Below are 2926 nucleotides of genomic sequence, written 5' to 3' on the forward strand. Positions count from 1 at the left end.
ACGTCGGTTGCTATACCTGCGGTAACCGTTTCGGATGCACCGCGATTCGGTCACCGGGCTTTCATGATGGATGTAGGCCGTAATTTTCAGCCAAAGGAGCAGGTCCTGAAAACACTCGACCTGATGGGACTCTACAAACTGAATGTGCTGCATTTCCACCTCAACGAAGACGAAGGCTGGCGCCTGGAAATACCCGGCTTACCGGAACTCACAGAAGTAGGTGCCAAAAGGGGCCATACCCAGGACAACAAGAAAAACCTGCAGCCCTCCTACGGTTCAGGTCCCGATGTGGAGAACAAAATAGGAAGCGGCCACTATACCCGGGCCGATTTTATCGAGATACTGAAGTATGCCAAGGACCGGCACATCCGGGTGATACCGGAAATCGAAACGCCGGGCCACGCCAGAGCGGCCATCAAGTCGATGGATGCCCGCTACGATCGCCTGATGAAGGAAGGCAAAAAACAGGCGGCAGAACAATACCTGCTTCGCGACCTGGAAGACAAATCCGTTTACCGCTCCGTGCAAAACTGGGATGATAACGTCATCAATGTGGCCCTTCCGTCCACGTATGCATTCCTGGAAAAGGTGGTGGATGAGACCCTGAAGATGTACAAGGAAGCCGGTGCCCCGATAGACATGATTCACTTCGGAGGCGATGAGGTGCCCCCTGGAGTATGGGAAAAGTCGCCTGCCGTGCAGGCACTGATGAAAAGCAATCCTGAAATAAAAAGCACGGACGACCTGTGGTACTACTACTTCGGCAAGGTCAATGACCTGCTGAAAGCCCGGAAACTGAACCTCTATGGCTGGGAAGAAATCGGCCTGCGCAAAACACAGGTGAACGGCAAAAATGTGTATGTACCCAACCCGGATTTCGCGGATGAAAACTTCCATGTGGATGTCTGGAACAACCTGACGGGCAATGAAGATCTGGCTTATAAAATGGCCAATGCCGGGTATAAAGTAGTATTGACCAATGTTACCAACTTTTACCTGGATCTGTCTTACCAGAAGGCTTTTGAGGAGTCGGGACTGAACTGGGGCGGTTACCTGGATCTAGACAAGCCTTTCTACTTCATACCTTTGGACTACTACAAGAATGTGAAGGTAAATGCCAACAATGAGCCAGCAGACCTCACTGTTTTTGAAGGGAAGGAACGGCTCACCGAAGCTGGCAGAAAAAACATCATCGGGCTACAGGCGCCGCTCTGGAGCGAGATGGTCACCAGCCCGGCGCAATTCGAATACATGTTGCTGCCCAAATTACTGGGGCTGGCGGAACGTGCCTGGTCCAAAGATCCGGCCTGGGCTACGGAGGCAGATAATGCGAAGAGTGAGGCACTTTACAACCAGGCCTGGACTGAATTTGTGAATGTGCTGAGCAAACGCGAGCTTCCCCGGCTCGACCACTATGCCGGAGGATTCCGGTACCGCATACCTACCGCGGGGGCTGTTGTGGAGAATGGCAGAATAGTAGCCAATGTGCAGCTGCCCGGCATGGTGATCCGCTACACCACGGATGGATCGGAACCAACCCAAAAGAGCAAAGCGTACAAGGAACCGATCGCATCCAAAGGCACAGTCAAACTGCGGGTATTCAATAGGGCAGGAAGAGGCGGCAGAACGGTGACCGTGGAGAATACCTGAAAATAAACAAGGGAGAAGGCAAAGCGTCTTCTCCCTTGTTCTTTAAATTATCTCCTCTTATAAGCTTCTTTTCAAAGCAAGGTATACCGGTGCGGTTCTGAGAAAAGTGTTGGATCGATCAGCCAAGTATGCGCCGGATCTCATTGGCCCTTTTCATAAGCTCCTTGCCTTTGTCTTCGTCTTCCGCGTCAATGATGGCTTTGAACTGTTGCAGTTGCTCAATGTAGCTGCCCAGTGCAGCAGAGACATTTTTTTTGTTTTGCGTGAAGATCGGTGCCCACATCTGGGGTGAACTTTTTGCCAGACGCACGGTAGAGGAAAATCCACTCCCTGCCATGTCAAATATATTGCGCTCGTCTTTTTCCTTGTCCAGGACGGTGAGGCCGAGGGCAAACGAGCTGATGTGGCTCAGGTGGGACACGTAAGCCAGGTGCAGGTCATGCTCAGCCGCTGCCATGTACCGCAGCTGCATGTTCAGGTCCAGGCAAAAACTTTCAATCATACTGAGCGAATCGGGCGAACTTTTCTCTTTCTCACAAATGATCATCGTTTTGCCCTCCAGCAAAGAAGCGAAGGCTGCCTCAGGACCAGAATATTCGGTGCCGGCAATAGGGTGTAAGGCTACAAACTGGCTGCGCTTGGGATGTCCCGCAACCGTTTTGCATACCTCTTCCTTGGTAGATCCCAGATCAACGAGCGTGGCACCTGCCGGCAACAGATCCAATACAGGCAGCAACTGCTGCAGAATCACATTCACTGGCGTCGCTAACACCACCAGGTTCGATTTTAAAACAGCTTCTTTCAGGGACAAAACCTCATCGGCTATACCTAGTTCCAGGGCTTTGGAGGCATGTTCCGGGTTACTGTCTACGCCGATGAGGCGTACATTTCCGGAATGTGCTTTCAGGCCCAGTGCAAAAGAGCCGCCCAGCAGGCCCAGCCCGACTATACTGATTACCATATTCTAAAAATTGCTTTAGGTATAAATTAATGAAATGACAGGGTGCGTTTCTCTTTGCTGCTCTGCATGGCCAGCTCGATTACCCGGATTGTATTTCGCGCCTGCTCCGGTTTTACGACCAGTTCTTCCTCGCCCCGGATGGCTTTGTACACATTTTCATAGAAACCTCTGTAATCACCTGTTTCACTCTGCACTTTCCCCACCAGGCGCAGCCCGTTGTAATCTGTGTCCAGTCTGCCCCAGAGGGCTTCGGGTTCTATACCCCAGTCCGGGCTTGCAGCAGGGGAGATTCCGGCTTTTAAGGCGGCTTCCTGC

3 protein-coding genes are annotated in these 2926 nt (G+C 51.9%); 1 reads left to right on the top strand and 2 read right to left on the bottom strand.

Features of this window, described 5'->3' with window-relative positions; genetic code table 11:
- On the top strand, positions 1–1650 hold a 1650-nt coding region (locus OB13_RS11305), incomplete at its 5' end, for a family 20 glycosylhydrolase (RefSeq protein ID WP_461490274.1).
- A 118-nt stretch (positions 1651–1768) separates the two neighbouring features.
- Here OB13_RS11305 and OB13_RS11310 read toward each other — a convergent pair.
- Positions 1769–2611, bottom strand: a complete 843-nt coding sequence (locus OB13_RS11310; RefSeq protein WP_461490275.1) for a prephenate dehydrogenase — start codon at positions 2609–2611, stop codon at positions 1769–1771.
- Positions 2612–2637: 26 nt separating this feature from the next.
- The coding region (locus tag OB13_RS11315) for a Gfo/Idh/MocA family oxidoreductase (protein WP_461490276.1) at positions 2638–2926 on the bottom strand (289 nt) is incomplete at its 5' end.

The sequence above is a fragment of the Pontibacter sp. HJ8 genome (assembly GCF_054824225.1).